Genomic DNA, 24,625 nt, shown 5'->3' with positions numbered 1-24,625 from the left:
GTGCGCTAATTAAGCAACAAGGAAGCAAGCTCCCTGCTTTGATTATTATGCTTCCGTTTCTTCTTCGCTTCCAGCGAATTTGTTTTGTAAAGCAGAAATAATTCTTTGAGCTGGAGATTGTAATAATCCAATAAGTTCTCCAAGTAACTCTTCTTTAGATTTAATAGTTGCTAATGCATCTAATTGGTTATCTCCAATATAAATTTCATTGTTAATGAAAGCACCTTTTAAAACTGGTTTATCAGATTTCTTACGGAAATCTTTAATGATTTTTCCAGGAGCATTAGCTACATCAGAAATGAATATAGCACTATTACCAGTCAAAACTGAAGGTAAGTCACCATAATCAGTAGAAGAAGCTTCCATTGCTTTTGCAAGCAAAGTGTTCTTTACAACTTCTAATTTGATACCTGCTTTAAAGCAAGCTCTACGTAAGCTTGAAGTTGTTTCTGCGTTTAAACCAGAAATATCAGATACATAAATGATATTTGTACCAGCTAACTGCGCAGTTAAATTTTCAATCGCGATTGATTTTTCTTCTCTAGTCATACTAAAAATTTTTAACTACCAATTATACTGCTTTTGGGTCTAATGCAATAGCAGGACTCATTGTGCTTGTAAGGTGAATACCTTTAATGTATGTACCTTTAGCAGCAGTTGGTTTAAGTTTTATTAATGTTTGAATAATTTCGTGTGCGTTGTCAACAATTTGCTCAGCTCCAAAAGAAACTTTACCAATTCCTGCATGAACGATACCAGTTTTATCAACTTTAAAGTCAATTTTACCAGCTTTAACCTCTTGAACAGCTTTTGCAACATCCATAGTTACAGTACCTGTTTTAGGGTTTGGCATTAAACCTCTAGGTCCTAAAATACGACCTAATGGACCTAATTTACCCATAACAGCCGGCATAGTGATGATAACATCAACATCTGTCCAACCATCTTTAATTTTTTGTAAGTAATCATCAAGACCAACATGATCTGCTCCAGCTTCTCTTGCTTCAGCCTCTTTATCTGGAGTAACCAATGCTAATACTTTAACATCCTTTCCTGTTCCGTGAGGTAAAGTTACCACACCTCTTACCATTTGATTCGCTTTTCTTGGATCAACACCCAAACGAACTGCGATATCAACAGACTCATCAAATTTTGCAGAAGCAACAACTTTCAATAATGCCGCAGCATCTTTTAGAGAGTATAATTTGTTCTTTTCAATTTTTGAAGCAGCCTCTTTTTGCTTTTTTGTTAATTTTGCCATGTCTTTTTCTTAATTAAAAAGGAGCATCTCCTGATACGGTTATACCCATAGATCTAGCTGTTCCAGCAACCATACTCATTGCTTTTTCTACTGTAAAAGCATTTAAGTCAGGCATTTTGTCTTCAGCAATAGCTCTAATTTGTTCCCAAGTAACACTAGCTACTTTTTTACGATTAGGCTCACCAGAACCAGATTTTAGCTTTGCAGCTTCCATTAACTGAACTGCTGCTGGAGGAGTCTTAACAACAAAATCGAATGATTTGTCTTTGTACACAGTGATTTGCACTGGACAAATTTTGCCAGGTTTATCCTGAGTTCTAGCATTAAATTGCTTACAGAACTCCATGATATTAACCCCAGCAGCTCCTAAAGCAGGTCCAACCGGTGGCGACGGATTCGCAGCACCTCCCTTAACTTGTAGTTTAACTACCTTACTAATTTCTTTAGCCATTTTTAAAAAATTTAATACCACAATCAATTGGAAGCGATTGTGATAGATATTATATGTAACAAAAAATTATACTTTTTCAACTTGCATAAAACTCAATTCTAATGGAGTTTTTCTTCCGAAAATTTTAACCATTACTTCAAGTTTACGCTTTTCTTCATTGATTTTTTCAACCGTACCATTGAAACCATTAAAAGGACCATCGATCACTTTTACTGTCTCACCTAAGCTGAAAGGAATAGCACGAGTATCTGTATTTACAGCTAGCTCATCTACTTTACCTAACATACGATTTACCTCAGACAATCTCAAAGGAACAGGTTCTCCTCCTTTAATCTCACCTAAGAAACCAATTACACTTGTAATAGATTTAATAATATGAGGTATCTCACCAACCAAGTTAGCTTCGATCATAACATATCCAGGGAAATAAACTTTATCCTTAGACATTTTCTTTCCTTCTTTTACAGTAACCACTTTTTCAGTAGGCACTAAAACTTGGGAAACATAATCACCCATACCTAATCTGGCAATCTCGGTTTCAATGTAAGCTTTAACCTTATTCTCCTGGCCGCTTACAGCTCTAACCACATACCATTTTTTCACATTATTATCTGCCATCACAAAAAAATTATCCTTTTAACCAGTTAAAAAATCCAGCCAAAGCTTTTGCAAAAAATTCGTCTACTCCCCAAGTTGCCAAAGCGAACAGAATCGAAAATACAGCCACAACAATTGTCAATTTTTGAACTTCAGCCCAAGCAGGCCAAGTAACATTTGACTTTAATTCTTCGAAAGCCTCTGATAAATAATTAGTAACTTTTGTCATTTGATATATTTTTTTATTGCACGGGCGGAGGGATTCGAACCCCCATCAACGGTTTTGGAGACCGCTATTCTACCCTTGAACTACGCCCGTAATTAAAAGCCAGTGATTTCAGTTAAGAAAATCAACTGGCTTTTTATAGTTTTTATAGGATTATCCTACGATTTCAGTCACCTGACCTGCACCTACAGTTCTACCACCTTCACGGATAGCAAAACGTAAACCTACGCTCATTGCGATTGGGCTTAACAAAGCAACATTGATAGTCAAGTTATCCCCTGGCATTACCATCTCTACTCCTTCTGGTAAAGTAATAACTCCTGTTACGTCAGTTGTACGTACGTAGAACTGTGGACGGTAGTTATTATGGAATGGAGTATGACGTCCACCTTCTTCTTTTTTCAAGATATAAACCTCAGCTTTGAAAGTAGCGTGTGGTTTTACTGATCCTGGCTTAATGATAACCATTCCTCTTTTGATAGATTCTTTATCAATACCTCTTAACAATAAACCTACGTTATCTCCAGCTTCACCTCTATCAAGGATTTTACGGAACATCTCAACTCCTGTAATAGTAGAAGTTAATTTATCAGCTCCCATACCGATGATTTCAACAGCATCACCTGTATTAGCAATACCAGTTTCGATACGACCTGTAGCAACAGTTCCACGACCAGTAATTGTAAATACGTCCTCAACTGGCATCAAGAATGGTTTAGCAACGTCACGCACTGGCTCTTCGATCCAAGCATCAACAGCTTCCATTAATTCAATGATTTTTGGTACCCAAGCAGGATCATTATTCAATCCTCCTAAAGCAGAACCTTGAACAACAGGACCATTATCTCCATCATATTCGTAGAAAGATAATAAATCTCTAATTTCCATTTCAACAAGCTCTAACAACTCAGCATCATCAACCATATCCACTTTGTTCATGAAAACAACGATTCTTGGAATACCAACCTGACGTCCTAAAAGGATGTGCTCACGAGTTTGTGGCATTGGACCATCTGTAGCAGCAACTACTAAGATAGCTCCGTCCATTTGAGCTGCTCCAGTAACCATGTTTTTTACGTAATCCGCGTGACCTGGACAGTCAACGTGAGCGTAGTGACGGTTAGCTGTTTCATACTCTACGTGAGATGTATTAATAGTAATACCTCTTTCTTTCTCCTCTGGAGCGTTATCGATTTGATCAAACGATTTTGCTTGACAGTAACCAGCATCTGACAATACTTTTGTAATTGCAGCAGTTAATGTAGTTTTTCCGTGATCCACGTGTCCAATTGTACCTATGTTTAAGTGCGGTTTGGAACGATTAAAATTCTCCTTTGCCATTTTACTTAATTTTTAATCTTAGTTATATATTAATTTTCAATTTCCTACTTACTTGAGCCAATGTCGGGATTTGAACCCGAGACCTCTTCCTTACCAAGGAAGCACTCTACCCCTGAGCTACACCGGCAGAGAGTTCTGATTTTAGATTTTTGAATTCAGATTTTAGATTTTCAAAAATCTAAAATTTAAAATCTTAACTTCTTTTTTTGTGGGGAGAGCAGGATTCGAACCTGCGAAGTTCACACAGCAGATTTACAGTCTGCCCTCGTTGGCCGCTTGAGTATCTCCCCGAATGATTTATGGTTTTTAATTTGTAGATTTTAGATTACCTCAACCATAATTTATACCGTAAATTCTTGTTTTCCAATATTTTAAAAGAACCAATTTCAAATCGCATTTGAAATATTTTTGAGCCGATAGAGGGACTCGAACCCACGACCTGCTGATTACAAATCAGCTGCTCTAGCCAGCTGAGCTACATCGGCGAATGCATTAAAAAAGTCCGCTATTTCTAACGGACTGCAAATGTAGCTATTTTATCTTTGAATCAAAACATTTTTTAAAAAAAATTTCAATTAAATATGTGCTCTTATTTTTTCTTTCCTTTTTACCAGCAAACGCTCTAAAGATTCTGCCGAAAGCTCAACTGCTTCTTCAAACGATTTGCATTGCTTTTTAACCAAAAATTCATCTCCCGGAACATTAATCTTAATCTCTACCGCCTTATTCTCCTTATCACTTGTTCTTTCAACTTTTAAAAAAACATCAGCCGAAACAACTCGGTCGTAATACTTTTCCAGCTTATCCATTCTTTCTTGAATAAAATCCACCAATTTTCTGTCGACAGTAAAGTTAACTGCATGAACATCTACCTTCATAATAATTATTTTAGGGTTAAACATTTCAGAATTATTATTTATTTCTTGGATGAGCATCTGAATAAACTTTTTTAAGTTCTGCTAAACTATTATGAGTATAAACCTGCGTAGATGCCAAACTCGAATGTCCTAATAATTCCTTAACTGAATTTAAATCTGCTCCGTTATTTAATAAATGAGTCGCAAAAGTATGCCGAAGCACATGAGGACTTTTTTTCACCTTTTCAGAGACCCTACTAAAGTAACAATTTATTAATCGATACACAAACGATTCACTCAATTTTAACCCTTTTTTCGAAATAAAAAAATAATCAGAATCTATGATTTCCTCAACCCCAGATCTTTCTTTTAAATACGAATTAATTTGATCCGCAACAATAGGCAGAAGCGGAATAATTCGCTCCTTATTTCTTTTTCCCAACACCTTAATAAGATTAGAAGACAAATCAACATTCTTTATCATTAAACTTATTAATTCTGCACGCCGCATCCCTGTGGTGTAAAAAAGATCAACAATAAGCTTATCCCTAATTTCTTCGAATCCGGATGGAGAATCCACCCCAAGCATCAAATCATTTACTTCTTTTTCTGAAAACGGAATCTGGACAATTTTAGGAGTTTTAAGCGCTTTATGCTTAAGCATAGGATTCACCTCTATTTGCTTAATTTTTAAAAGAAATCTATAAAAAGCTTTTAAGGACGCCATTTTTCGATTTACAGAAACATTAGAGATTTCCTGATCAACCAAAGAAACAATCCAGCTTCTTATCTGAGCATAATTAACTTTCTCGACATTTTCCTGCTCAAAACGAGATTTATTAAATTCTTCAAAAAAACCAATATCATTCAAATAGGCATTAACGGTATGTGGAGAATATTTTTTTTCCAACTGTAAATAATCACGAAAAGCTTCTTTATTTGATTTCATAGGAAAGATTTTTTTTTGATTTATACCTATTATATATAAATCATCAGAAGATTTTTAAAATAAAAAAAACCGTTAGCATCAAAGTTAAAACTTTTTGATGACTAACGGTAATTATTTTTGAAAAGCGAAATACTAACTTTCCAAACTATCTTTCAAAGTTTGGATGTAAGCAGCTTTTTGAATTTGAGCTCTTTTTACAACAGAAGGCTTAATAAAAGCAGTACGTGCTCTTAATTGACGAACAGTTCCTGTTTTATCAAATTTTCTTTTATAGCGCTTTAATGCTCTATCGATATTTTCTCCGTCTTTAATTGGTATAATTAACATAATATAGACACCTCCTCTCGTTAAGGCTGCAAATGTAGAAATTAATTATGAATTATGAATTATAAATTGTGAATTATTTTTTTGTTGTAAAATGTAAGTTGTGAAACTGATTTTTATCTGACATATCACTTTTTACATTTTACAACAAAATCTACTCTTTCAACAAATTTCTGGAGATAACTAATTTTTGAATTTCAGTTGTTCCCTCACCAATCGTACATAACTTAGAATCTCTGTAAAATTTCTCTACCGGAAAATCTTTTGTATAACCATAACCTCCGTGAATCTGCACTGCTTCATTTGCGATTTTTACACAAGCTTCTGAAGCATACATTTTTGCCATTGCTCCCAATGTTGTTACCGGCTTATGCTGTTGCTTTAAATAGGCCGCTTTGTGCAATAATAATTCTGAGGCCTCGATTTCTGTTGCCATATCCGCCAGTTTAAATGAAATTCCCTGAAAACTGCTTATTGGCTGACCAAACTGATATCTTTCTTTTGAATATTTTAATGCGGCTTCATAAGCTCCTTTTGAAATTCCTAAAGATAAAGCTCCAATTGAAATTCGGCCTCCGTCTAAAATTTTCATTGCCTGAACAAATCCTTGCCCAACTTCACCTAATCTATTTGCATCAGGTATACGACAGCTGTCAAAAACTAATTCAGCTGTTTCGCTTGCACGCATTCCTAATTTATTTTCTTTTTTACCCGAAGAAAACCCTGCCATTCCTTTTTCTAATACAAAAGCAGTCATTCCTTTAGAATCGCCTTTTTCTCCTGTTCGAACGATTACAACGGCTACATCTCCAGAAATAGCATGTGTGATAAAGTTTTTAGCACCATTAATAATCCAGAAATCTCCGTCTTTAACAGCCGTAGTATTCATTCCTCCGGCATCAGATCCTGTATTATGTTCTGTTAAACCCCAGGCCCCTATATATTCGGCAGTAGCTAATTTTGGTAAGTATTTTTTCTTTTGTTCTTCGTTTCCAAATGTCAAAATATGGTTTGTACAAAGCGAATTATGTGCTGCAACCGACAAACCAATTGAAGGATCTACTTTTGAAATTTCCTCAATAATTGTAATATATTCGTGGTAACCTAATCCAGACCCACCATATTCTTCAGGCACTAAAACTCCCATAAACCCCATTTCTCCGAGTTTTTTAAATAAATCTACCGGGAAAATTTGGGCTTCATCCCAATCCATTATATAGGGCTTTATATTCTTTTCTGCAAAGTCTTTTATAGATTGAGCAATCATCGACTGCATTTCGTTATAATCAAAATTCATTATTTACTAATTTTTTAGAACTCCAAATATAAACTAATTATTTTTGCTTTTTCAACAGGAAAACCTTTAATTTTTGACAAATCCTCAATATTATTAAAATTTCCGTTCATACTTCTATAAGTAACAATTTGTTTTGCAAGAAAATATTTAAAGTACGGAAATTGCGATAATTCTTTTAATGTCGCGTCGTTTACGGCTATCTTCTTAAAACCTGCTGGAATAATAACTTTAAAATGACTGTTTAGCTGCGTTATAACTTCTGGCGAAAGTCCCCAAACTTCTTCAAGCTGCTCCATAGAAACAAAACCACCTAAAATTTCTTTCTGTTTTAATATTCTTGAAGACAATGCTTCTCCAATACCATATATTGCAATTAAATCTTCTTGACTGGCTTGATTTATATCTTTGATTATTATGTTTTCCTTTTTAGAAAATGTTTTTTGAACATATTCTTTTTTCTCCGTCTTAATGTCATTTTTCTTTTGAGTCCAATCCGGGAATTTAAACAATGGAGATATTACCTTTAATAATGAATCTGAAATTTGTGTTACTTTTTGAAACTCTTCGGCTGAGTTTACATATTTATCTTGTTTTCGAAAAGCTAATAAACGGTCTATTTCTTCAACAGACATTCCGAGTTTGTATCCTTTATAATCAGAAATAAAATTAGGATTGAAAGTATACACTTTTTGTTTCTCCTTATATTTTGTCTCTTTTGCTCCATCTATTTCTTTTTGTAACGATAACCATTTATCCTCTTCCGCAAAAGTTTTTATAGGTCGATTAAAATCGGCAAAAAAATAAATTAACTGCAGCGCAATAATAATTATAAAAAGTAAAAAAATACCGATTCTTTGTTGGCTTGTAAATTTAAAATATTGCTTGAACATATTGAAATCTGTGATTATTATAAATGTATTGCTATTATAAAAAGTATAAAATACGGGATAAAATTTTTATTTATTAAGAAAAATACTAAAAATATTATTTATTAATTTGATACATTCAAACTCAATCGATATAATAGAGATTAAAATAAATTCCGCTCTTACAGAACATTGATAGGAGGAAAAATCAAAAATTTAAATATTTTATAACTTAAAAGAAGATAATTGTTTTTATTTTTTACAAAAAACGATACATTTGGAGCTTAATAACAATAAACCAATATAATAGTATGTCAATTTGGAAAACTAAACCTCTTTCGGTACTGCTCGGTGAAGCATCCGAATCTGAAAAAGGACTAAAAAGAACCTTATCTTCACGTTCGCTTGTTGCACTTGGAGTTGGAGCAATTATTGGAGCGGGACTATTTTCGCTAACAGGAATTGCAGCTGCTGACCACGCAGGTCCGGCGGTAACAATTTCTTTTATTTTAGCAGCTGTAGGTTGCGCATTTGCCGGACTTTGTTATGCTGAATTTGCATCAATGATTCCGGTTGCGGGTAGTGCATACACTTACTCTTATGCTACGATGGGTGAATTTATGGCTTGGATTATCGGTTGGGATTTAGTTTTAGAATACGCTTTGGGTGCCGCCACAGTTGGTGTGAGCTGGTCCCGTTATTTACTCGAACTTCTTGCAAAATACGGGATACATTTACCGCCTGACTTAATTTGTTCTCCTTGGGAAACACTAACACTTAGCAATGGAACTGTAATAAATGGCGGAATTGTAAATTTACCGGCAATATTCATTGTTTCATTACTTTCTTTATTATTAATAAAAGGAACTAAAGAATCAGCTTCATTAAACAATTTCTTAGTTGTTATTAAAGTTGCTGTAGTTATCATCTTTATTGTTTTAGGATGGAAATTTATAGATCCTACAAACTATACTCCTTACATCCCTGAAAATACTGGTGTTTTTGGTCAATTTGGCTGGTCTGGAATTGCTGCTGGAGCTGGTACTGTATTTTTTGCCTTTATTGGTTTTGATGCCGTTTCTACTGCTGCACAAGAAGCTAAAAATCCACAAAAAGGAATGCCAATTGGTATTTTAGGATCATTGATAATCTGTACACTTTTATATGTATTGTTCTCTCACGTTATGACAGGACTTGTACCTTATTATAAATTCGCAGGAGATGCAAAACCTGCTGCAACTGCTTTTGCTGTAACAGGATACGACTTTTTACAAACGGGTTTAATAGTAGCTATTTTGGCTGGTTATACTTCTGTAATGCTAGTAATGCTTATGGGACAAAGCCGTGTTTTCTATACAATGAGTAAAGATGGTTTATTACCTCCTTTCTTCAGTGAAATTCACGCTAAATTCCGTACTCCATGGAAAACTAATCTTTTCTTTTTAGTATTCGTAAGCTTATTTGCCGGACTTGTTCCTGTAAGTGATTTAGGACACATGGTAAGTATCGGAACATTATTAGCCTTTGTTTTAGTTTGTATTGGCGTGATGGTTATGCGTAAAAAAATGCCAGATGCTCCGAGAGCTTTCAGAACTCCTCTGGTACCGTTTGTACCAATTGCAGGTATTGTAATTTGTTTAGCTTTAATGTATTCGCTTCCAAACGAAAGCTGGGCAAGACTTGTTGTCTGGATGGCTTTAGGGATTGTTATATACTTTATTTATGGCAAGAAAAACAGTAAATTAAATAATCCGGAAAAATAATATTCCAGATAAAAGCATAAAAAAAGGATCATATAAATTATATGATCCTTTTTTTATGCTTTTAAGTTTTACAAATCAAACACTGAAGTACGTTTAGCCCGGATTAAATCTTTTAAACGGATCCAAAAAGCTAATGTTAGGTAAACTCCAAAACCTAAACCAGCCGTTACAAACGAAATGTAAATAAAAAACAACCTTACGCTTGTTACACGCATTCCGAGTTTATCTGCAAGTCTTGACGATACATGAAAACCGTGTTTTTCAAAAAAGAATTTTAGTTTTAAAATAGCTGACATTTATTGATTTTTGATTTAAGGCTTTAAATTTTAGATTCTTTGACTTCGCTTAGAACAAAAGTACAAATTATCTCATTATCACATTTTCTAATTCCCTAATTATTTTTAAGCAGCTCCATTCCTAATGCACATTTTAAACATGCTTTGTGATTGCAGTATTCATTTTTAAGTTCCAGTAATGTTTGGGTATCAAATGCATTTTTTGATTTTATTCCGAAAGAATTAAACTTATCTATAATGGCATTTTTTTCTGGGGCAACTTCATTCATAAAATCAATCAAATCTTCAGAAAGAAATTCTCCCATTATAGTAGAATAAGCAAACTGGATTGGGATTATTGTATTTACGATTACTAAGTCAAGAAATGATTTTGATAATGTTTTTGCTTTCTTTGGACTTTCTTTATCAAATTGATAATGATTCTGCCAATAAGAACTTACCGAAACATTTAGCAGTTCATAAACACTTTTAGCTGATTTTAAAGCAATTATTTTCGAAAATAAGTTTTGATGTTTGTGATATAAATTTGCCAGTTGAGAAAGCCGAATTGTCGGGAAATTATCCGGTCGGTGCTTAAAAAACTGGACAGGGTCTAGAAACGTTTTCTCTAGCTGATACTTATGTAAAAGATAAAAATACCTAAACTTTAAATCTTTAAAATAGATATCTTCTTTTTCTTCGTCTAATAAATTTAAAGTCCCCAAAAGTAGCGATTCCAGATTTTCAATTTCAAAACTTTCTTTTCTGATAATTGAAAAAGGAATTGATTTTGACATTTTCAGAAAAGCTGAACCGTTTGTATTTAAACCAAAGTTCTTCGCCAAAAGGCAAAACAAAACCGATTCCCAATCCTGATTTGTTTCTTCCAGCAATTCATAAACAAATTTCGATTTGCGTTCTAATCGCTCAAAAAACAATCTTTCCTGCCAATTTTTAAAAACAAAGTCGTTAATTTCATGTATTTGCTTCTCGCATGAAATCCAGTTTTTAGGAGAAAGCAGTGCATTATAATTATCCAAAACTTCTTTTTCTACATAATCTTTAAGAACTAAAACTGGAATTTCGGTATTATTTTCTCTAAAAATTGCAGTATCGTTTTCCCAAACAACATGAAGAATTACATTTTCGTAAGCGACATCTTTTTCATGATTGTGCAGATACCAATCTGAAGATTTTACGTGTATCTCTACATTCCCAGCCCATTTTTGATCGCCAATTTTAAGATGAGCGTTAAAAAAATCCGGACCCGAAAGTTCTAAATAATCGCCAGTTTTAATAATGGTAATAGATTCATTTTGAGCCGTTACAAGATTCAAAGTGTCAAACTTTTTGAATCTCCAGAGATAATGAAGGAAGTCTTCTCTCATTTTTAGATTTTATAGTATTACAAAAATCTAAAATAATAAAAATTTAGTACTATTCTTACAATTAATAAAGGTATTTATCTAAGCATATATAATTTAGCACAAGCTCTTGCATCCGAAAGTGCTTCATGGTGCTTTAACTGTATTTTCATTTCACGACAGCAATCACTTAATTTTGTTGGCTTTAAACCTTTTGCTTTATAAATTTTAACTGTACATTCCCATTTTGAGGCAATATTTAAATCTTCATAATTCAAACCATGTAACAACATCGACTTCATTAAAACATTCCGGTCAAAACTTTCGTTGTGTGCCACCACAACCTTGTTTTTCAATCTTTTCTCAATTTCTGGATACACCTGAAAAAAAGATTTTGCATTAAGAGTATCTTTTGGATAAATGCCATGAACACGAATTGTAAACGGATTGTATTCGTTATTTGGCGGTTTAATTAAAGTAACAAATTCATCCACTATAATTCCGTTTTCGACAGTAACAATTCCCACAGAACACGGATGATGTCCCGTTGCAGTTTCAAAATCTATAGCCGTAAAATTCATGTAAGTATTTTTAAAGATAAAAATCCATAAACCTAATTGCAGCACAATCAGATTTATGGATAAAATTTATTTACAGGTTCTTATTTTATCGAACCAATAATATCATATTTAGTAATAATATGATGGCTTCCGTTTCCTAAATCAACTAAAACGGCATCATTTTCTTTTGTAAATAATTTCGAAACTTCTTCGATTGGAGTTCCTAATTTTACAATCGGGAAAGGTTTTCCCATTACTTCTTTAATTGGTTTTTCGGCTACGTTTTTATCTGCAACATAACTTCTAAACAAATCTGTTTCATCTACAGAACCAACAAATCCGTTGATATCAACAACCGGTATCTGCGAAATTTTATATTTACGCATACGCTCAATAGCATGCGAAACTAATTCTTCTGTACGAACAACGATTAATTCTTTATCGATGTGATCTTTGATAACATCTTCTGCCTTAGTAACATTTTCTTCTAAGAATCCACGCTCGCGCATCCAGTCATCATTAAACATCTTTCCAACATAACGGCTTCCTGAATCGTGAAATAATACCACGACAACATCATCTGGTTTAAAATGTTCTTTCAGTTGCAATAAACCTTTTATACAAGCTCCGGCAGAATTTCCAACAAAAATGGCTTCTTCCATCGCAATCTTTCTTGTATAAACCGCAGCGTCTTTATCGGTCACTTTCGTAAAACCATCAATTAGAGAAAAATCAACATTTTTTGGTAAAATATCTTCTCCTATTCCTTCTGTTATATAAGAGTAAATTTCGTTTTCATCAAAAATTCCGGTTTCGTGGTATTTTTTGAAAACAGAACCATAAGTATCAATTCCCCAAATTTTGATGTTTGGGTTTTTCTCTTTTAAATATTTTCCAACTCCGGAAATTGTTCCGCCAGTTCCAACACCTACAACAAAATGCGTGATTTTACCTTCTGTCTGTTTCCAGATTTCTGGTCCGGTCTGTTCGTAATGCGCTAATGAATTTGACAAATTATCATATTGGTTTACATACCAAGAATTTGGTGTTTCTTCCGCCAGACGCTTTGAAACTGAATAGTAAGAACGAGGATCAGTAGGTTCTACATCTGTAGGGCAAACAACTACTTTTGCGCCAACAGCACGCAGAATATCCATTTTTTCTTTCGACTGTTTGTCTGAGATTACACAAATCAATTTGTAACCTTTTATAATCGCAACAAGAGCAAGTCCCATTCCTGTATTTCCAGAAGTTCCTTCAATAATAGTTCCGCCTGGTTTAAGTCGGCCGTCAGCTTCGGCATCTTCAATCATTTTCACAGCCATTCTGTCTTTTACAGAATTTCCAGGATTAAAAGTTTCGACTTTTGCTAGTACTAACGCATCAATTTCAGCAACAATTTTGTTGAGTTTTACCAATGGCGTATTACCAATTGTTTCTAAAATATTATTTGAAAAGTCCATTTTTATTTAAATTTAATATTTGGTTTTTTAAGTAAAGTTACGATCTGTTTTTTATTGGAAGAAATTCCATACTAAACCAAATCTGATTACAAAATCACGATACGGATTATTAGGCGCAGAGTAGTAATTACTACTTGAAAACAAAGCATTTAAATGTTCTCCTTTTACATAAAAACGTGTCTGGCGAATTCTTGCATTTATGAAAACATCAAAAGTGGGATAATTCCCGATTTCTTTTTTATTCTGCACAAAAAATTCCCCAATAACCGGGTTATAATCGTTGGCATAATATTTTGTAAAGTAATTAAACACAACTCCTGCCTGAGCATATAATGCTTTTTTGAAATAATAATTTGAATAATAAAGTGTATTTCTGGTTACAAAATCAGGTACATTTAAAATCAAGTCTGATTGATCTACTTTTTGATATAAAAGTGTGTTGTCTAAAGCAAAATTTCCAAATTTAAATTCTTTATTTGCCTTTATTTCTAAATAATTAATCGCATTTCCGTATTGAGCCGGTTTTATGATTTGCGTTCTAACTGCATCGTCATCAGCATCCGATTCATCTTTAAAATACAAATGATCATTTAAAACAGTATAATTAACTTCAGCATTTAACCAAGGCGTATTAATGGTGGCTCCTAATGAATTGATTTTTTCATTTTTAAAATCATTGGACCAGTTGTATGATACGTAACTGCTTTGGTACAAATTATAATTGTTGTTTGGCAGTTTATTGATGTTTCTATATCTAAAATCAAACTGAATTTTATCGTTTAATGTATAACGCAATTTTGCATCAAGATCAGAAAGCGATTGATTTGTTATCGATCTTGTGTACAAGAATCGACCATTCCATTTATTTTTTTGATATTCATACTGACCGCCGACATTATTAATCTGCAAAAACAAATTATCAGGAATAATTCTGCCATCTTTAAAAATAATAATTTTATCGTATTGATAATTAGACCTGTAATCATCAACAAAAAAATTAAATTTTCCTAAAAGAGAATTTTCATAAGCCAGTCCTACTTTATTATAAAGTCTTTCAAAATGTGTTTGGTCGTTTATATTACTTGTTACATACGATTCACCAAAACGTTTTACCGGATCTTCAATTCCGTCAACTACAGAAAGTACTGTTGGCTGGTTGTATTCGAAAAATTTATTTTCGTAATTTAATTGATGGTTTATATATAAATTGTTGTTTCCATGTGTAGGATTTATTCTAAAAGCGTGATCAAAAAACAAGCGTCTTCCTTTTAAAAATGACTTGGCATCTGTTAAATAAACCTGCAGACGCTGACGGTTTTTAAAATCTGGATCGTCGCTTTCAAAATCTTCCGTAGTTGTAATTCCTCCGTTTTCTTCATTCGAATTATCCTGATACGTATAATGTGCATTCAACGCATATCTTCTGTTAGTCGTAGCGTAACTTGTTGTAAATCTAAAATTTCCGGCGCTTACCAATTGGTTTATATAATCTCCTTCTGATCGTAAACCTCTATATGCAATAGAAAAATTAAGATTTTTAGAAACATTCAGCGTGATGAACGAGTCAACATTTTGTCCTTTATTAATAGTTGTATTAAAAAACAATTCTGTAAAAGGTGTCGCAGCTGAGTAATATCTAACCTCGTCTGCTTGTATATAATTAGAATGCATGGCACTAAAACCAATTTCCGGATACGGCGAAAAACTCGTTAAACTATATTGCAATGTATTCAACGGCTGACCAATATTAGAGAATTCTAAAAGTCCAAAAAGATCTTTTCGAAGATGATTTTGCTTGTAAGCACTTTTTATTGTCAGCGACGTATCGGCATAAATAGTATCGTGTTCTAACGTAATAATTTGATACTGATCTATCGTTGCAATTTTTGCCTTCTTTTTTTTCACAGTATCTGTTATACTAGAATATTGCGTATTCATATCTAAATTATTTTTAGAAGCTGGTTTTGGTTTTTCCTGAGAAAACAATAATGCTGGTACAATTAATAGATATAGAAAAATGAATATTCTCATTTGATGGCTTTATATGTAATTATTTCGACAAAATTTGTTGAGCAAAGGTAAAAGATAAATATGTATAAATAAAAAAACACTTCAATTTATACAATTACCTTGGCAGACAGTATGAAAACGAATATTTTTGTATAAAATTTTATACTATTTGCCTTTTAAATTTCAAAAAAATGCTTGCAAAAAATTTCTCAGGATTTGTTTTAGAAACTGGAACTGACGAGGCCGGCCGCGGCTGTCTTGCAGGCCCGGTAACTGCTGCAGCCATAATTCTGCCCGCAGATTTTGAACACGAAGTTTTAAATGACAGTAAACAATTGTCTGAAAAAATGAGGTTTTTTTTAAAACCAATTATCGAAAAACACGCTGTTTGTTTTGCTGTAACGCATTTATTTCCAGATGAAATTGACGAAATAAATATCCTTAATGCTTCGATGAAAGGAATGCAGGAATGTATTTTAAAACTAAAACATGTTCCTGAATATATTATTGTTGACGGAAACCGTTCTCTAAATGCAAAACTTGGTCTAAAAAATACTTTTGGAAGACAGTTTTCTAAGGAAGAAATTGCGTTATTAAAATCAATTCCTAATCAAAGTATTATAAAAGGCGATGCAAAATTCCTTAGTATTGCCGCGGCTTCTGTTTTGGCAAAAACATATCGTGACGAATATATGGATCAAATTCACGAAGAATTCCCTATGTACAACTGGAAACAAAATAAAGGTTATCCAACAAAAGAACATCGCGAAGCCATTAGAAAATATGGACCAACAAAATACCATAGAATGAGTTTCAGGCTTCTGCCAGACCAATTAGAACTTAATTTTTGAAGAATAAAAAAGGCTTATCTAAATTGATAAGCCTTTTTTGTTTTAAAAATCTGCCGCAAGACATTCTTAACTAAAACTGAAATTTATATCCAAAATCCGGGGAAAAACCAATTTGATCTTTTTGATTTACGCTGTTTGTTAATCTGTTATATTCTCTTGTAAACACGTTTGTATTATTGGTTACGTTTTGAAGATCGATATAAAATTGATGAAATCTCTTCTTGGTTTTACTGTTTAATTTGATTCCGAATTTTACATCCAGTCTCAAATACGCATCATATTGCTTGCTGAAAGCATTTGCATCGTCTCTAATTTCATAACCTGCATTATTTGATGCTGCTAAATCAACAGGTGTATAATAACGTCCGCCCGCTGTTGTAAATTTGGTATCGATTGAAAATACATTTCTTTTTGCTTTGCCAACTTTAAACTCTTTTCCTCCTAAAAGATTGATTACGTAACCATTATTAAAAGGAGAATTTCGCTCGATATTGTCGCTTCCTTTATATTTACTTTCAAAAAGAGAAGTGGTGAATAATGCATAATAGCCTTCGCTAAAAAACTTTTCAACCGTAAATTCAATTCCCTTATTAAATCCGGTTCCTTTACTTACCAAAGAAGTTTTATCGATAGAATAGCCAAAATCTGCGCCTTCAGTTAAAGAAGAATAACTGCTTGGAAAAGATTCGACCGCAGCTTTGCTAATATCCTGATAATATAATTCGACTTTTCCGCGCCATTTATTGGCCAAACGAACATCATAACCTAAAACATAATGCTGGCTTTGTACTAAATCCAGATTTTTATTGGTTTGAACCTGAGTTCCATTTACAAATTCATTCAAAAATAAAATAGGAACGGGAACACTTTGATGGTGAATTCCGAAACCAAAACTTACGGTGTTTTTAGGATTTAAGGCATATGATAAAGCTGTTCTTGGTTCAAAAACAAACTGCTCATTAATTGAAAAATACTGCCCGTGAATTCCCGCGTTGAAAGTTAATTTTTCCGTCAAGCGGAATTGCCCCTGCGCAAACGGCTGTACGACATTATAATTTCCGTTGTTATTAATTAACGGAACAAAATCTGGAAATCCATCCCAGTCAGAATCCTGCTGTCTGTCTCTTGAAGACATTTTTGCATCAAGCGTATAATTTTCATACAATAATCCAGCTCTAAAAGTGATTTTTTTATTGATTTTAGAATTAAATAAAGTCGAAAAAGTAAATCGGTTTTCATCGTTTTTAATATCCGAAAATGGAAGTCTATTTTCGGTTGGTGTATCATAATTGTAATATCGGTAATTTTTATACGAATTATTGGCATTCGAATAACCAACAATGGTTTTAAGATACGATTTTGATCCAATCTCTAAATTGTGTTTTAATCCGAAAGAAGCAAAACCAGAAGTCACATAACTGTCTTCGTCCTGCGCTGCAAAAGGGTCTTCTTTGTCGATTTTATCGCCCAGAAAATCAATATCAGAAACGCCGTAAATTCCAAAAACAGAAAAATTTCCCAATTTACTTTTTCCAAAATCAACATTAAAACTAATATCACTGTAATTGGGTTGTGCATCAGTTCCGGCTAATCCGGTAATGCCTACAAAACCATACCTTGCTGCGGCAACAAACGATCCGCCTTTTTTACCCAGCGGTCCTTCAGCCATAAACTCTAATCCCGGATAAGCTCCGGCACTAATCATATATTCGTATTCGTCTGGATTTCCTTTTCTAAAACCTAAATCAAAAACACCCGCAATTGCGTTTCCATATTCTGCAGGAAAAGCCGAAGTCAGGAAATCAGAATTTGCTAAAAGGTTTGGATTTAATGCCGAAACTGGCCCACCCGTTGTTCCTAAAGTAGAAAAGTGATTCGGACTTGGAACTGGCATTCCTTCAATTCTCCATAACATTCCGGATGGAGAATTTCCTCTCACAACAATATCATTTCGGCTGTCGTCTCCGGTAGAAACTCCGGCAAAATTAGAAACCAAGCGTGCCACGTCACTTCGTCCGCCCGCAAATCTTGTTACTTCTTCTGTAGTAAATTGTTTTGTCGAAACCAATGCCATTTTGTTTAACGGCTTTGCTTTGTTAGTTCCAGATGTTACCACGATTTCATCAAGTGTATTAAACTTTTCAATCAGCGAAACAGTCAGCAGGTTATCTTTTCCGGTTGTAACATCAAGATCTGAAACTGAAGTGTTTTCATATCCCGCAAAACTTATATTAATGCTCTGCCTCCCAAGCGGAATATTGATTAACCTAAAACTTCCTTCTGTGTCAGATTCTGTTTGAATGCTTTCATCTCCGGCTAAAGAAATAATGGCTCCGACGATAGGTTTTTCAGATTGCTTGTCAATTATTTTTCCTCTCACAACGCCCGTCTGAGCATAGGAAATCAAGCCTAAAAGGCTTAAGACAATTGATAGTATATTCTTCATTTTATTTTTGCTTTATTGGTTATAAAAGCAAAAATAGAATGCTGAGATTTCTTAAAAATTGACTTCGGTTAAGATTTGCTGCTTAAAGTAATTCGGGTCCTGATTCGGCTCAAACTTTCGGGCTGTATTCCTAAATAACTGGCAATATATTTTAAGGAAACCCTTTCGACCACTTTTGGGCAGTATTTTACGAAATGCAGATAACGTTCTTCGGGAGATAATAATGACATTGCCATATTTCTTCCCGTTAAACCTTTTATGGTACGTTCCATCATAATTCTCAGGAAAGAATTAAAAACAGGATATTCTAAAACTAATTTTTCAAAATCTTCTTTGTAGGCTAAATAAACCACCGAATCTTCGAGAGCTTCAATATTTAATAAAGTAGGTTTGCCGTATAAAAAACTTTCAAAATCTGAATACCAATCGTTTTCAAAAAAGAAATTTCCGGTTGATTCTACGCCGTCAACCAAATAATAATAACGAATACTGCCCTCAGCAATAAAAATTCCGAAATTGCAAATATCTCCTTCTACCAAAAGATGTTCGTTTTTTTTGACTGTTTTAAAGCGAAGTATGTTTTCAAAAGCCAAACTTTCGGCTTCATTAAATTCTATCATTCGGGATAAATCTGTAATAACACATTCCATGATATCAAGGTTTTAGAAATAAAATAGTTTTTGGTTGTTAAAATAAATAACTTAAACTATCGGAAAAAATTGCACTAAAAACTTTAATAAACAGAAACATAACATATTATGCAGTCATTTAACTTCCCGTATGTTATTTTCTGCTTTTTAAGAATTCGGCAAACTGTTTGGTATCAAAATAAAATGGTCGAATTGCTGTAATTTTTCCATTTTTTAAATCAAAATGTTCTGAAATAGGCATTGAAAGCGATTTACCAGATTTTTTTGCTTTGCATTTTATTGTAAAATAAATGACAACTTCATTTTTAGACGCATCGCTAGAATAAACCGGTTCTTTCTCAATTTCTAAATCAAAAAACTCAGTCGATTTTGCGTACATTTTCGTCCATTCATTAAAACCAACATAGGTTCCGCCGTAAGGCAGTCCTTCTGCCTGGCTATAAACTGCGCCATCTTCAATTAATGCTGCTATTTTTATAAAATCCCTGGTTTTAAAAAGACAATCATAATATTGCGCTACAACTTTATAATTATCAGCTTCGAGATTTTGCAAAACTTCAGCATCAGACAAAGTCACATCTGTATTCCAAAAACCAATAATTTTGCTTACCTGCCCTTTACCATTCAATCGGGCAAAATCACGGCCTCCCATTATAGGTTCTTTTTTCTTTGCATCAATAATTTTCCAATCCCAGCTTACATAATTGTCTTTTACAACTTTTGCCCCCGATGTTAATACAGCATCAGGAAACTTTTTATAAAACTCATTTATGACATTATTTAAGGCAGCCTGACCTTTTATAGAAGCCGAAGGATCTTCAAAAGTACTGTCGTCCAGCCAGATTGTTTTTATCAGTTTTAATCTTGCATCACTATTTTTCTCCTGCCAGACTTTTTCATAAACTGCAATCGGATTTAATTTATCCTTCTTTTGAGCAAAAAGACCATTAAGCATAAATAGGAAACATACAAAGTAGATTTTTCTCATAAGTTGTTAGATTAGATTTAGTTAAAGCTTATATTAAAGTATAAAACCAAATTTACCATAAAAACATTAGAAAACCACGATATTGCTGCAATTTGCTATCAATTTTAAAATCCGGGTTCTTAGCTGACCATTTTTAGATTTTTTGCAATTATTCTTTTGAAAATTAAATTTCTATTGAAAAACAGAAACTTCATCGGTCAGTTTAAAAGTATTTTTAAGTTCATTTTCCCATTCTAAAACGCTTTCTTCCGAAGCTCTGTCTGCCTTATCAAAATAAAAATGCTGTTTGATTTCTAATCCGCAATACTTAAAAATTCCGGTATCTGAAGTTAATTCCAAAGCTTTGTCCATTCCCAGACTCTCATATTCAGCATTTGATTTTCCGTGAGAGTTTACAATAATAGTTTGTTTTCCTGTCAGCAAACCTTTTTGAATACCCTGATCGTATCGATACGCAAATCCGTAACTGAAAACACGGTCAATATAACCTTTCATAATAGCCGGCATACCCGTCCACCAAATTGGGTAAACAAAAACAATCTGATCTGCCCACGAAATAAAATCCTGTTCTGTTTTGATATCTTCGGCAACTTGTCCCATTCTTTGCCCCTGCATATCCTGCAACGAAAGAACCGGATTAAAATTGATTTCGTTTAAATCGCGAACCACAATTTCCTGTCCTGATTTTTCTAAAGCTTCTACAATTGTGTTTTTAAAGAAATGGTTTAAACTTGCTTCGTTTGGATGTGCGTAAATAATTAAATTTTTCATGTTTTCTATTTTTAAAGATTGAACATGACAAATGTATAACACAGGTTTTGGCAGTAATTGTAAGAAAACGAAATCGCCTTTATTGCCGTTTTGAACTGCAAATGTCGCTTTGAAATTTGAGAAACTTCGTTGGCGAAATATTCATATAATATTTAAAGTCGTGAATGAGCTGGCTTTGATCATAATAACCGCATTCATCAACAATTGTTAACCAATCTATTTTTAACTCGTTTATTATATTTTTTTGAATTTGATTCACCGCTTTTAAAAACCTTTCATACCGATTGGCTTCTTTAATCGAATATCCAAAAACCTTTTTTTGATTGAGCTGAATATTTCTTTCGGTTTGGTTGATCTGCGAAGCAATCGCTTTTATTGGGTTTAAATTCTCATTCTGAAAATCGTTTAAAAGGGTGGTAATCGTATTTTGTTCCCGCAAATAGGGTTTGCAGAAATCTAAAATATAATCGACACGTTCTTTTGTGCCAGAAATTTTTGTGAGTTCTTCCCATAAAAGGGTAAAACAGTTTTCATTAATTAAATCATCGGGATGAATGGGCAATGAATCAAAAAGTGCATTGCCAAAGAATCTGTAAAAAGCATCTTCTTTAAAATTAGCAACTAAAATCTGTGAACCCGGTTCTAAAGTGTAATCAAAAGCTTGTTTGATTGGACCTAAAACAATGCATTTTTCAACTTCTAAAAAAGTATTCTGCTGTGATTTTAAAGAGGATTTTGTTCCGAAGTTAAAAGCCAGAATGGTTTGAAAACTTGGTAATAAGGTTTTTGTGATGGGAAATTCCGTTTTATTTTCGGCAAAATAAAAATGCGAAAAAACAGTTTCAAATGCTGAAGGAACCGCAATTCTGTAATTGTTATTTTCTTCAGCATTTTCCATACTATAATATTTTTTTTAGAAGCTTATTTAATAAACTCAGCTTCAAATAAATTAGCTACATGTTTGATGATTTTAGACTTTACTTCATCTTCATCAACTTTTTCTACGCCAAGTTCTACGTTTAAGGATGTAACGCCTTTTCCGCGAATTCCACATGGAATAATATTATCAAAATAGCCTAAATCGACATTTACGTTTAAAGCAAATCCGTGCATGGTAACCCAGCGTGAAGCGCGAACGCCCATTGCACAGATCTTACGTGCAAACGGAGTTCCAACGCCAAGCCAGACCCCGGTTTCGCCCTCGCTCCTGCCCGACTCTAAACCGTATTCTGCCAAAGTTAGAATCATCGCTTCTTCCAGAAAACGCAGATATTTATGAATGTCGGTGAAGAAATTTTCTAAGTCAAGAATGGGATATCCAACAATTTGTCCCGGCCCGTGATACGTAATATCACCGCCGCGATTGATTTTATAAAAACTTGCTCCTTTTGCTTCGAGCTGTTTTTCGTTTATTAATAAGTTTTCAAAATCGCCGCTTTTGCCCAAAGTATAAACATGCGGATGCTCAACAAACAACAAATAATTTGGTGTTGGCAAGTCAAGTTCTTCTCTTCTGTTTTTGATTTTTAAGTCGACAATATCCTGAAAAAGTTGTTCCTGATATTCCCAAGTCAATTTATAATCTCGGTTTCCAAGATCTTGCAGTTGAATTTTTGTATTCATTTTAATTATTTTTCAAACTCAACTTCAAAGTTAAGTTTGTCAGGATTCTCCATATAATCCGTGAAAGTGTATTGAATTGTAATTGATTTTCTATCGTCACTGAATAAAGCATTCGGGTTTGATACTTTTTTTATTTTCTTCGGAAAGTGATATTTGATAATATAGTTGGATGAAGCAAACATCATTTTAGACATATCTGCTGCCGAATCTTTTTTTACTTCTGCAAGTTTTTGCTGATCGATTATTGCTTTTCGGGTAAATTTCTTTCCGTCGTAAGTATAGCTTAGTTTACTGTTATTGTTTCCAAAACCGCTTCCCATCGGACTTGCCACAGCTGCGCCGCCTTCTAATTTTTGAAGTGTACTTGCCGTTTGCAAAATATCCTGAAGCTCGTTTACACTTTTAAAATCAGTTTCCAGTGTCATTAAAAACTGTTTTTTCTCAGCGCTCATTTTGGTATGCACTACAAAATTTTCGAGTTTTTTAATTTCTTGCTGTGCTTCTGGAGACATTTTTGCGATGCTGTCTTTTTTTTCTGCAAATAATTGTTTGAAGGTAAAAGTCGAATCGATGTCTTTTTTGGCATCGGCTCCCATCTGGCTTCCAATTTGGTCACCCGCCATTTCCATCAATGCAGAACCATCCATGTCTACAGAGAATTTTCCGCTTCCGTTATCGTTTATATAAATATTTTCGGTGAAAGTGCAGCTTGTTAAGGTTGCGATTAAAAAAGAAAAACTAAGTAGTTTGTATAATTTCATCGTAGTATAATTTTTTATCAAAGATACAAAGACTATTTTAAAAATAAGTTTTATTGAAAATATCAGATTATTGTTCAAATTCTACTTTAAAACCAAAATCTACATTGCTTTCCTGCATATTTCCCAGAGGAATTTCGACAGTAAAACTTCTTCTGTCTGCTGCTATTACAGCGTTTTTGATTGAAACGGTTTTAATCTTCTTAGGAAAATGATATTCAGCAATGTATTTACACTCTTTGAGCATATCGTCCATTTTTTTTGAGAATGGATCGTCATTTTTTTCTTTCTTTTCTTCTTTTTTCTTTTTAACTTTTTTATCTTCTTTAGAAGGCGTGATCGTTTTAATAAAAACCTTGCCATCATAAAAAATTGAAGCACTCGCTTTTTCTTCCGGCTTTGGAACAGCACTAAAAGCCCCTAATCGTTTTTTGTCTGTAGCAGCCAGCGCTTCTAAGCTTTCGGCTGGTGTTGCAAGATTTTGAAAACCCGTTACACTAGGAAAATCGAATGCCATATTATACTCGAACACTTGTTTTTCCTCATTAATTTTTAAGCTGACTTTAAAATTTTCCAAAATTTTAAGTTTTTCTTTTTCTTTCTCCAGCATCTCAATTTTTTCTTTGTCTGCTCCTGGTAATTTGGAGATGCTGTCTTTTATTTTGGCAAACACTTCTTTGAAGGTAAAAGAAGTATCCACCACTTTGTTGATTTTTGTAGAATCACTTTTTTTCATTCCCAGTTTAAACATCGGTGACATATCAAATCCGTACGAGAAAGTTCCTGATCCATCATCATTCATAATCATCTTTTCCTTAAGGGTACAACTTGAAATACATAATAAGACAAGGAAACAAAGTAGAATTTTTTTCATATTTTATATTTAGGTTGATTTGCGACGAAGATACTTTCTTTTAAAAAATTATTTGAAGTT

The 24,625-nt window shown here is 33.5% G+C and carries 26 protein-coding genes and 4 tRNA genes; 2 read left to right on the top strand and 28 right to left on the bottom strand.

The annotated features are described in order from the left end of the window. Positions 1–45: 45 nt before the first annotated feature. The 15 genes from rplJ to ASD98_RS12920 form a co-directional block, all read right to left on the bottom strand. On the bottom strand, positions 46–549 hold the full coding sequence (rplJ, locus tag ASD98_RS12990) for a 50S ribosomal protein L10 (RefSeq protein WP_056205348.1): 504 nt from the start codon (positions 547–549) through the stop codon (positions 46–48). 22 nt (positions 550–571) lie between these two features. Beyond that, a complete protein-coding gene (gene rplA / locus ASD98_RS12985) occupies positions 572–1,261 on the bottom strand; it encodes a 50S ribosomal protein L1 (RefSeq protein ID WP_012024013.1) in 690 nt (229 codons plus the stop codon). A gap of 13 nt (positions 1,262–1,274) precedes the next feature. Next, positions 1,275–1,712 carry a 50S ribosomal protein L11 gene (gene rplK / locus ASD98_RS12980; protein WP_026713295.1) on the bottom strand — a complete coding sequence of 146 codons (438 nt, stop codon included), beginning with the start codon at positions 1,710–1,712 and terminating at the stop codon, positions 1,275–1,277. A gap of 66 nt (positions 1,713–1,778) precedes the next feature. Beyond that, the gene (gene nusG, locus ASD98_RS12975) at positions 1,779–2,330 is read right to left on the bottom strand and encodes a transcription termination/antitermination protein NusG (protein ID WP_007807444.1); all 552 of its coding nucleotides are present in this window, start codon (positions 2,328–2,330) and stop codon (positions 1,779–1,781) included. A 10-nt stretch (positions 2,331–2,340) separates the two neighbouring features. Further along, on the bottom strand, positions 2,341–2,538 hold the full coding sequence (gene secE, locus ASD98_RS12970) for a preprotein translocase subunit SecE (protein ID WP_008466927.1): 198 nt from the start codon (positions 2,536–2,538) through the stop codon (positions 2,341–2,343). 19 nt (positions 2,539–2,557) lie between these two features. Further along, positions 2,558–2,628 (bottom strand) — tRNA-Trp (locus tag ASD98_RS12965). Between the two features lie 60 nt (positions 2,629–2,688). After that, on the bottom strand, positions 2,689–3,876 hold the full coding sequence (gene tuf / locus ASD98_RS12960) for an elongation factor Tu (RefSeq protein WP_056205346.1): 1,188 nt from the start codon (positions 3,874–3,876) through the stop codon (positions 2,689–2,691). Positions 3,877–3,931: 55 nt separating this feature from the next. Continuing rightward, a tRNA-Thr gene (locus ASD98_RS12955) sits at positions 3,932–4,003 on the bottom strand. Positions 4,004–4,085: 82 nt separating this feature from the next. Further along, positions 4,086–4,166 (bottom strand) — tRNA-Tyr (locus ASD98_RS12950). Between the two features lie 121 nt (positions 4,167–4,287). Further along, a tRNA-Thr gene (locus tag ASD98_RS12945) sits at positions 4,288–4,361 on the bottom strand. Positions 4,362–4,451: 90 nt separating this feature from the next. After that, entirely contained in the window at positions 4,452–4,754 is a 303-nt protein-coding gene (gene hpf, locus ASD98_RS12940) for a ribosome hibernation-promoting factor, HPF/YfiA family (protein ID WP_053472330.1), read from the bottom strand. Positions 4,755–4,788: 34 nt separating this feature from the next. After that, on the bottom strand, positions 4,789–5,682 hold the full coding sequence (locus ASD98_RS12935; RefSeq protein ID WP_056205344.1) for a tyrosine-type recombinase/integrase: 894 nt from the start codon (positions 5,680–5,682) through the stop codon (positions 4,789–4,791). Between the two features lie 132 nt (positions 5,683–5,814). Next, the gene (rpsU, locus tag ASD98_RS12930; protein ID WP_012024008.1) at positions 5,815–6,009 is read right to left on the bottom strand and encodes a 30S ribosomal protein S21; all 195 of its coding nucleotides are present in this window, start codon (positions 6,007–6,009) and stop codon (positions 5,815–5,817) included. A gap of 151 nt (positions 6,010–6,160) precedes the next feature. Then, entirely contained in the window at positions 6,161–7,303 is a 1,143-nt protein-coding gene (locus ASD98_RS12925; RefSeq protein ID WP_056205342.1) for an acyl-CoA dehydrogenase family protein, read from the bottom strand. Between the two features lie 14 nt (positions 7,304–7,317). Further along, positions 7,318–8,193 (bottom strand): helix-hairpin-helix domain-containing protein, encoded by an 876-nt coding sequence (locus tag ASD98_RS12920; protein WP_056205341.1) that lies wholly within the window; start codon positions 8,191–8,193, stop codon positions 7,318–7,320. Positions 8,194–8,480: 287 nt separating this feature from the next. Between ASD98_RS12920 and ASD98_RS12915 the strand changes: the two genes are divergently transcribed. After that, positions 8,481–9,932: an amino acid permease gene (locus tag ASD98_RS12915; RefSeq protein ID WP_056205340.1), complete on the top strand. Its 1,452-nt coding sequence runs from the start codon at positions 8,481–8,483 to the stop codon at positions 9,930–9,932. Positions 9,933–10,000: 68 nt separating this feature from the next. Here the strand turns inward: ASD98_RS12915 and ASD98_RS12910 are convergent, their stop codons facing one another. The 5 genes from ASD98_RS12910 to ASD98_RS12890 form a co-directional block, all read right to left on the bottom strand. Beyond that, complete coding sequence (locus ASD98_RS12910; protein WP_056205338.1) at positions 10,001–10,228, bottom strand: PspC family transcriptional regulator; 228 nt, start codon at positions 10,226–10,228, stop codon at positions 10,001–10,003. Between the two features lie 95 nt (positions 10,229–10,323). Next, on the bottom strand, positions 10,324–11,595 hold the full coding sequence (locus tag ASD98_RS12905; protein ID WP_056205336.1) for a DUF2851 family protein: 1,272 nt from the start codon (positions 11,593–11,595) through the stop codon (positions 10,324–10,326). 74 nt (positions 11,596–11,669) lie between these two features. Continuing rightward, entirely contained in the window at positions 11,670–12,152 is a 483-nt protein-coding gene (locus tag ASD98_RS12900) for a 3'-5' exonuclease (RefSeq protein WP_056205334.1), read from the bottom strand. 80 nt (positions 12,153–12,232) lie between these two features. Further along, on the bottom strand, positions 12,233–13,594 hold the full coding sequence (locus ASD98_RS12895) for a pyridoxal-phosphate dependent enzyme (protein WP_056205332.1): 1,362 nt from the start codon (positions 13,592–13,594) through the stop codon (positions 12,233–12,235). A 51-nt stretch (positions 13,595–13,645) separates the two neighbouring features. Continuing rightward, positions 13,646–15,625 (bottom strand): putative porin, encoded by a 1,980-nt coding sequence (locus ASD98_RS12890; protein ID WP_056205331.1) that lies wholly within the window; start codon positions 15,623–15,625, stop codon positions 13,646–13,648. A 170-nt stretch (positions 15,626–15,795) separates the two neighbouring features. Between ASD98_RS12890 and ASD98_RS12885 the strand changes: the two genes are divergently transcribed. Further along, positions 15,796–16,455 (top strand): ribonuclease HII, encoded by a 660-nt coding sequence (locus ASD98_RS12885; protein ID WP_056205329.1) that lies wholly within the window; start codon positions 15,796–15,798, stop codon positions 16,453–16,455. A 70-nt stretch (positions 16,456–16,525) separates the two neighbouring features. Here the strand turns inward: ASD98_RS12885 and ASD98_RS12880 are convergent, their stop codons facing one another. From ASD98_RS12880 to ASD98_RS12845, 8 genes are all read right to left on the bottom strand, one after another. Next, the gene (locus ASD98_RS12880) at positions 16,526–18,901 is read right to left on the bottom strand and encodes a carboxypeptidase-like regulatory domain-containing protein (protein ID WP_056205326.1); all 2,376 of its coding nucleotides are present in this window, start codon (positions 18,899–18,901) and stop codon (positions 16,526–16,528) included. Between the two features lie 68 nt (positions 18,902–18,969). Next, the gene (locus ASD98_RS12875; RefSeq protein WP_199866294.1) at positions 18,970–19,551 is read right to left on the bottom strand and encodes a Crp/Fnr family transcriptional regulator; all 582 of its coding nucleotides are present in this window, start codon (positions 19,549–19,551) and stop codon (positions 18,970–18,972) included. 133 nt (positions 19,552–19,684) lie between these two features. Continuing rightward, entirely contained in the window at positions 19,685–20,539 is an 855-nt protein-coding gene (locus tag ASD98_RS12870; RefSeq protein WP_082577842.1) for a nuclear transport factor 2 family protein, read from the bottom strand. 171 nt (positions 20,540–20,710) lie between these two features. Further along, a complete protein-coding gene (locus tag ASD98_RS12865; protein WP_056205320.1) occupies positions 20,711–21,310 on the bottom strand; it encodes an NAD(P)H-dependent oxidoreductase in 600 nt (199 codons plus the stop codon). Between the two features lie 79 nt (positions 21,311–21,389). Continuing rightward, on the bottom strand, positions 21,390–22,208 hold the full coding sequence (locus tag ASD98_RS12860) for an AraC family transcriptional regulator (protein ID WP_056205317.1): 819 nt from the start codon (positions 22,206–22,208) through the stop codon (positions 21,390–21,392). Between the two features lie 23 nt (positions 22,209–22,231). After that, positions 22,232–22,933, bottom strand: coding sequence for a lipoyl(octanoyl) transferase LipB (gene lipB, locus ASD98_RS12855; RefSeq protein WP_056205314.1), 702 nt, complete (start codon positions 22,931–22,933; stop codon positions 22,232–22,234). Positions 22,934–22,938: 5 nt separating this feature from the next. Continuing rightward, a complete protein-coding gene (locus ASD98_RS12850) occupies positions 22,939–23,694 on the bottom strand; it encodes a hypothetical protein (RefSeq protein ID WP_056205312.1) in 756 nt (251 codons plus the stop codon). A 67-nt stretch (positions 23,695–23,761) separates the two neighbouring features. Continuing rightward, complete coding sequence (locus ASD98_RS12845) at positions 23,762–24,565, bottom strand: hypothetical protein (RefSeq protein WP_128414831.1); 804 nt, start codon at positions 24,563–24,565, stop codon at positions 23,762–23,764. Between the last annotated feature and the right edge of the window lie 60 nt (positions 24,566–24,625).

Source organism: Flavobacterium sp. Root186 (assembly GCF_001428525.1).
In the GTDB taxonomy this organism is placed as follows: domain Bacteria; phylum Bacteroidota; class Bacteroidia; order Flavobacteriales; family Flavobacteriaceae; genus Flavobacterium.
This window is presented reverse-complemented; position numbering and strand designations above follow the sequence as displayed.

What these genes read in the sequence shown, in the direction of transcription:
- ASD98_RS12845 (WP_128414831.1), bottom strand. Translation starts at nt 24,565, where the DNA reads ATGAAAAAAATTCTACTTTGTTTCCTTGTCTTATTATGTATTTCAAGT.
- tuf (WP_056205346.1), bottom strand. Translation starts at nt 3,876, where the DNA reads ATGGCAAAGGAGAATTTTAATCGTTCCAAACCGCACTTAAACATAGGT.
- ASD98_RS12870 (WP_082577842.1), bottom strand. Translation starts at nt 20,539, where the DNA reads ATGAGAAAAATCTACTTTGTATGTTTCCTATTTATGCTTAATGGTCTT.
- ASD98_RS12895 (WP_056205332.1), bottom strand. Translation starts at nt 13,594, where the DNA reads ATGGACTTTTCAAATAATATTTTAGAAACAATTGGTAATACGCCATTG.
- ASD98_RS12865 (WP_056205320.1), bottom strand. Translation starts at nt 21,310, where the DNA reads ATGAAAAATTTAATTATTTACGCACATCCAAACGAAGCAAGTTTAAAC.
- ASD98_RS12880 (WP_056205326.1), bottom strand. Translation starts at nt 18,901, where the DNA reads ATGAAGAATATACTATCAATTGTCTTAAGCCTTTTAGGCTTGATTTCC.
- ASD98_RS12900 (WP_056205334.1), bottom strand. Translation starts at nt 12,152, where the DNA reads ATGAATTTTACGGCTATAGATTTTGAAACTGCAACGGGACATCATCCG.
- rplK (WP_026713295.1), bottom strand. Translation starts at nt 1,712, where the DNA reads ATGGCTAAAGAAATTAGTAAGGTAGTTAAACTACAAGTTAAGGGAGGT.
- ASD98_RS12910 (WP_056205338.1), bottom strand. Translation starts at nt 10,228, where the DNA reads ATGTCAGCTATTTTAAAACTAAAATTCTTTTTTGAAAAACACGGTTTT.
- ASD98_RS12915 (WP_056205340.1), top strand. Translation starts at nt 8,481, where the DNA reads ATGTCAATTTGGAAAACTAAACCTCTTTCGGTACTGCTCGGTGAAGCA.
- ASD98_RS12890 (WP_056205331.1), bottom strand. Translation starts at nt 15,625, where the DNA reads ATGAGAATATTCATTTTTCTATATCTATTAATTGTACCAGCATTATTG.
- ASD98_RS12920 (WP_056205341.1), bottom strand. Translation starts at nt 8,193, where the DNA reads ATGTTCAAGCAATATTTTAAATTTACAAGCCAACAAAGAATCGGTATT.
- rplJ (WP_056205348.1), bottom strand. Translation starts at nt 549, where the DNA reads ATGACTAGAGAAGAAAAATCAATCGCGATTGAAAATTTAACTGCGCAG.
- rplA (WP_012024013.1), bottom strand. Translation starts at nt 1,261, where the DNA reads ATGGCAAAATTAACAAAAAAGCAAAAAGAGGCTGCTTCAAAAATTGAA.
- ASD98_RS12925 (WP_056205342.1), bottom strand. Translation starts at nt 7,303, where the DNA reads ATGAATTTTGATTATAACGAAATGCAGTCGATGATTGCTCAATCTATA.
- ASD98_RS12905 (WP_056205336.1), bottom strand. Translation starts at nt 11,595, where the DNA reads ATGAGAGAAGACTTCCTTCATTATCTCTGGAGATTCAAAAAGTTTGAC.
- lipB (WP_056205314.1), bottom strand. Translation starts at nt 22,933, where the DNA reads ATGAATACAAAAATTCAACTGCAAGATCTTGGAAACCGAGATTATAAA.
- ASD98_RS12850 (WP_056205312.1), bottom strand. Translation starts at nt 23,694, where the DNA reads ATGAAATTATACAAACTACTTAGTTTTTCTTTTTTAATCGCAACCTTA.
- ASD98_RS12935 (WP_056205344.1), bottom strand. Translation starts at nt 5,682, where the DNA reads ATGAAATCAAATAAAGAAGCTTTTCGTGATTATTTACAGTTGGAAAAA.
- secE (WP_008466927.1), bottom strand. Translation starts at nt 2,538, where the DNA reads ATGACAAAAGTTACTAATTATTTATCAGAGGCTTTCGAAGAATTAAAG.
- rpsU (WP_012024008.1), bottom strand. Translation starts at nt 6,009, where the DNA reads ATGTTAATTATACCAATTAAAGACGGAGAAAATATCGATAGAGCATTA.
- nusG (WP_007807444.1), bottom strand. Translation starts at nt 2,330, where the DNA reads ATGGCAGATAATAATGTGAAAAAATGGTATGTGGTTAGAGCTGTAAGC.
- ASD98_RS12875 (WP_199866294.1), bottom strand. Translation starts at nt 19,551, where the DNA reads ATGGAATGTGTTATTACAGATTTATCCCGAATGATAGAATTTAATGAA.
- ASD98_RS12885 (WP_056205329.1), top strand. Translation starts at nt 15,796, where the DNA reads ATGCTTGCAAAAAATTTCTCAGGATTTGTTTTAGAAACTGGAACTGAC.
- ASD98_RS12860 (WP_056205317.1), bottom strand. Translation starts at nt 22,208, where the DNA reads ATGGAAAATGCTGAAGAAAATAACAATTACAGAATTGCGGTTCCTTCA.
- hpf (WP_053472330.1), bottom strand. Translation starts at nt 4,754, where the DNA reads ATGAAGGTAGATGTTCATGCAGTTAACTTTACTGTCGACAGAAAATTG.